Source organism: Pseudomonas sp. K5002 (assembly GCF_013386655.1).
In the GTDB taxonomy this organism is placed as follows: domain Bacteria; phylum Pseudomonadota; class Gammaproteobacteria; order Pseudomonadales; family Pseudomonadaceae; genus Aquipseudomonas.
Genome location: NZ_JACARK010000723.1, coordinates 1 through 4687 on the forward strand (window position 1 = coordinate 1; position 4687 = coordinate 4687).

Annotated in this window: 5 protein-coding genes; all 5 read right to left on the reverse strand. The window is 62.3% G+C overall.

The features are described from left to right. Positions 1–586: 2Fe-2S iron-sulfur cluster-binding protein (locus HX846_RS27105; RefSeq protein ID WP_178966463.1), on the reverse strand; the 586-nt coding region annotated here is incomplete at its 3' end. A 10-nt stretch (positions 587–596) separates the two neighbouring features. Further along, complete coding sequence (gene benB, locus HX846_RS27110) at positions 597–1085, reverse strand: benzoate 1,2-dioxygenase small subunit (protein WP_008433833.1); 489 nt, start codon at positions 1083–1085, stop codon at positions 597–599. After that, on the reverse strand, positions 1082–2458 hold the full coding sequence (locus HX846_RS27115) for a Rieske 2Fe-2S domain-containing protein (RefSeq protein ID WP_003210841.1): 1377 nt from the start codon (positions 2456–2458) through the stop codon (positions 1082–1084). The genes benB and HX846_RS27115 overlap by 4 nt, the downstream gene beginning before the upstream one ends. A gap of 85 nt (positions 2459–2543) precedes the next feature. Beyond that, entirely contained in the window at positions 2544–3503 is a 960-nt protein-coding gene (locus tag HX846_RS27120) for an AraC family transcriptional regulator (protein WP_178966464.1), read from the reverse strand. A gap of 118 nt (positions 3504–3621) precedes the next feature. Further along, positions 3622–4687 (reverse strand): MFS transporter (locus HX846_RS27125; protein ID WP_178966465.1); only part of this gene is annotated, 1066 nt, incomplete at its 5' end.

The window sequence follows — 4687 nt, forward strand, 5'->3', positions numbered from 1 at the left end:
CCAGCGGCCCGGTCATCGGCACCGCGTCGCCCGGCTGGGCACGCTCCAGCCAGCCACTCATCAACCCGCCGGGCACATGCTTGATCAAAAAGCTCGCGCGTTTGTCGCCAGGGCGACTGCTGAAGGAATACGCGCGGGTCTGCCCACTGTCGGGGACGCCGATATTCACGTATTGCCCCGGCAGGAACACCGGCGCCTGATCCAGTTCGAAGCTGACTTCCAATGCTGCATCGGCATGCCGGGTAATGCTCGCCACCGTCGCGGCAAATTGCGCGGTGCCGGTCTTGCAGGCACCGGAAGGCACCGGCACGGCAATCACGCAGTCCGACTGCGGCACCATCTGGCAGGTGAGCACCTGGCGTTCGCCGGCTTCATCCTCGCTCAGGGCGTCTTCGATGTAGTCGTCGCCCAAATCATAGGCGCCGGTTTCACAGCGGCATTTGCAGGTGCCGCACACACCGTCGGAGCAGTCCATGGGCAGGTTGATACGTTGGCGAAAGGCCGCGTCGAGGACCTTTTCACCCACCTTGCAGTCGATGAAACGGGTTACCCCGTCCTCGAAGTTCAGGGCAATGGAGTACGTCATGGGCGTGTCCTCAGATGTGGTAGATATCGATGACCTGATGGATGTAGTCGTTTTTCAGCACCACCTTCTTGCGCGTGATCAGCGGCTGTTCGGCGCGGATATCGAGGCGATAGAACGAGGTACCGAAGTACGTATCCGTGGTCTTGTAGCGATGGCTGAGGGTTTGCCAGTTGAAACGCAACTCCACGTGCTGCCCGTCGTCGGCCAGCACTTCGAGGTTGGTGATCAGGTGCGCGGTGCGCGGCTCCGGGGTGCTGGCGCTGGAGCGTTCGGTCTTGATCCGGAACACCCGGTCTTCCAGGCCGTCGCGGCTGGGGTAATAGATCAGCGAGATTTCGCTCTGGGGGTCTTCGGTCAGCGTGTCGTGGTCGTCCCAGGCCGGCATCCAGTACTCGACCTTGGGTGAATAGCATTCGAGCCACTCATCCCACTGGCGGTCATCCAGCAGGCGGGCTTCGCGGTACAGAAAGTCCAACAGGCGGTCACGGGAAGCACTCATGCCAGCACCTCCTTGTCCGTCGCGATCAAGCCTTGCTGCTCCCGTTCGATAGCGCGTTGCAGGCTCTGGGCCCAGTGGGCGTGCTGGCGCACGAACAGGCCTTCGTCCTCGGTCTTGACGCCACTGAGCTGCGGATTCATGCCCATGGCCCGGGCGTTTTCGTCAGGGCCTTCGACCCACTGTTTGGCGCCGCGGCTGAGGTCATTCCACAAGGTGGTCGCACCCTGGTAGCCGGTCTGGCAGGCGCGGAACTCTTCCAGATCGTCCGGTGTACCCATGCCGCTGACGTTGAAGAAATCTTCGTACTGGCGGATGCGCGTGGTGCGTTCCTCGGCACTTTCGCCCTTGGGCGCCATGCAATAGATCGTGACTTCGGTCTTGTCGACCGCGATTGGCCGCACCACGCGGATCTGCGTGGAGAACTGGTCCATCAGGTACACATTCGGGTAGAGGCACAGGTTGCGGGTTTGGTCGACGATAAAATCGGCGCGTTCCTGGCCCAGGCGCTCGGCCAGCGCCTCGCGATGGGCATGCACCGGACGCACTTCGGGGTTGAGCAGGCGCGTCCACAGCAGGATATGGCCATGCTCGTAGGCGTACACGCCGCCCAGGCTTTTCGACCAGCCATTGGCATCCACGGTGCGCGTGCCTTCGGCTTCGTAATTGCGCCGGCCCATGGTCGCCGAGTAGTTCCAGTGCACGGAGCTGACGTGATAACCGTCGGCGCCGTTTTCGATCTGCAGCTTCCAGTTGCCGTCATACACATATGACGAACTGCCCCGCAGCACCTCCAGCCCCAGCGGGGCCTGGTCGACCATCTGGTCGATGATCACCCGGGTCTCACCCAGGTAGTCGCTCAGCTCCGGCACCGTCTCGCTGAGGCTGCCGAACAGGAAGCCGCGATAGTTTTCGAAGCGACCAAGGCGTTTCAAGTCGTGGGAGCCGTCACAGTCGAAGCTGTCGGGGTAGGCGCCGGTCTTGGCGTCCTTCACTTTGAGCAGCTTGCCGGCGTTGCTGAAGGTCCAGCCGTGGAACGGGCAGGTAAACGAGCCTTTGTTGCCTTGTTTACGGCGGCAGAGCATCGCGCCACGGTGGGCGCAGGCGTTGACCAGGCCGTGCAGCGTGCCGTGTTTGTCACGGGTGATGACCACGGGCTGGCGGCCGATCCAAGTGGTGAAGTAGTCGTTGATCTCCGGCACCTGGCTTTCGTGCGCCAGGTAGACCCAACCGCCTTCGAAAATGTGCTTCATTTCCAGGGCAAACAGGTCGGGGTCGGTGAAGATGTCGCGGCGGCAGCGGAACACCCCGGTGGCGGGATCTTCCTGGACAGAGTCGCGCAATTGTCGGGCGAGTCGGTCGAATGTGCTGATCATGGGGTAGGCCCTCGGTTGTTCTTGTATCAGGCCCCCCCACCTTATGTGCTTGCCCTACCCCTCAATATCCGCTGACTGCAATTCGTTATCCGCCTGGCGCGAGCCGGCGCTTCCAGGTTTGCGAAGGCAGCTCGCCAAAGCGTTTGCGATAGGCCTCGGAGAACCGCCCCAAATGCACAAACCCATGATCCAGCGCCACCTCCGTCACGCTGCGCGCCGTGGCCAGTTGCAGCATGGCGTGCACCCGCTCCAGCTTGCGCTGGCGCATGTAGTCACGGGGAGACAGGCCGACCTGGCGTTCAAACAAGGTATACAACGAACGCTCGCTGACCCTGGCGATGGTCATCAGTTGTTCGACGCTGATGTCGTCGGCCAGGTGCTCCTCGATGAACTGACGCACGGCTTCAAAGCCCCCACCCTGATCCGGTCGCGGAATCACCCGCAGGACGTTGCTGGCCAGCAGCGCCAACAGCTTGTTCGCCACAATGCGCTCGTACAGGCCCTGCACTTCGGGTTCGGCGGCGTTTTCGGCCTCATGGCAGATCAGCCCCAGCAATTGCAGGAACCCACCCATTTCGGCAAGTGCGTGGCGCGGCGCCGCAAAACGGATGCCCGGCTGCGGCAACGTCCAGCGCTGCTCAAGGCAGGCGTTTTCCAGCAGGCGCACGGGCACCTTGACGATGAATTTTTCGCAGTCGGCGGAATAGGTCAGGTCTACCGGGTCATCCGGGTTGATCAGCAGCACTTCGCCGGGGCCCAACACCTGTTCTTCGCCACGGGAGCTCGAGCGGCAGTGGCCGTGCAGCAGGATCTGCAGGTGGTAGATGGTTTCCAGCGCCACCGAGGTCACCCGCACCGGCGCGCCGTAGCTGATGCGGCACAGGTCCAGGCTGGAAAAGGTCCGGTGGCTGATGCTTGCCTGCGGGCGGCCCTTGGGCGGCAGGCGGATGCAGTGGCTGCCGACATGCTGGTTGACGTAGTCGGACACGGCATAGGCATCTGCACGGTCGAAAATCTGGCTGCGCTCACTCAATAGCACGGTCATGGTTGCGCCTTTTATTGTTATGGGCCCTGCGTATGTACTTCACCGCAGAGTGATGCGGGGGACGCAAGCCGTCCAATATTCAATAGGTGTTGCTTCATACCCCGAAGGTATCGTGGGTTCACTTTCGCTGCAAAACCGACTCACCGGCCCGGGGCGGCAGCCGCAGGTTATCCAGCAGCGCCACGCCGGCGATCACCGCCACTAGAAGAAACGTCAGCTGGAAATCGGCGGTGGCGGCCTGCCCGGTATTGCCGTGAAAATTCATGGCAAAACGTAACAACAGCGCGCCAATCGCCACGCCCATGGCCATGCTCAGCTGGAAGAACATGCTGAACAAGGTTGAGGCGTCGCTCATCTGCGCCTTGGGTATATCAGCGAACCCCAGGGTGTTGAACAAGGTGAACTGCATGGAGCGTGACAGGCCACCCACGAACAGAATGAACAGGATCAGCGCCCAGCTCATGCGCTCGTCCAGCAGCGCACAGGCCGCAATCGCGAGCACGCCAAGGATGCCGTTGATCATCAGCACCGAGCGAAAGCCCCAGCGCTGCATCACCGCCGTGGTGAACGGCTTCATCGCCAGGTTGCCGGCAAATACCGCGAGCACCAGCAACCCCGCATCGAATGCAGAAAGGCCGAACGCCAGTTGAAACATCAGCGGCAGCAGGAACGGCAAGGTGCTGATGGCCACCCGGAAAATCGACCCGCCGCACAGGCACACACTGAAGGTGCGCACGCTCACCACACCCAACGCCAGTAACGGCTGGGCATGCCGGCGCATATGGCGCCAGGCAAAGGCACCGAGCATCACGCCTGCAGCGCTGAGTAACAGGCCCTGCAACAAGCTGCCACGGCTTTGCCCGAGCAGTTCCACGCCGTACAACAGCGCCGCGCTGGCGACACCCACCAGCAGGAAGCCGCTGAAATCGAATGAGCGGGACGTGACCTCGTCGTGTTTGGGGATCAGTACCAGCGTGGCAATCAGCGCCAGCAGGCCCAGCGGCAGGTTGAGGTAGAAAATCCACGGCCAGGACGCGTGGGTAACGATAAACCCGCCCACCGGCGGCCCGAGTATCGGCGCCACCAGGCCGGGCCAGGTGATGAATGAAATCGCCCGCACCAGGTCTTTTTTCTCGGTAGCACGCAGCACCGCCAGGCGCCCCACCGGCACCATCATCGCGCCG

Bases quoted from the DNA above. Each gene is read 5' to 3' on its own strand.
- HX846_RS27115 (WP_003210841.1), bottom strand. From the start codon at position 2,458: ATGATCAGCACATTCGACCGACTCGCCCGACAATTGCGCGACTCTGTC.
- HX846_RS27120 (WP_178966464.1), bottom strand. From the start codon at position 3,503: ATGACCGTGCTATTGAGTGAGCGCAGCCAGATTTTCGACCGTGCAGAT.
- benB (WP_008433833.1), bottom strand. From the start codon at position 1,085: ATGAGTGCTTCCCGTGACCGCCTGTTGGACTTTCTGTACCGCGAAGCC.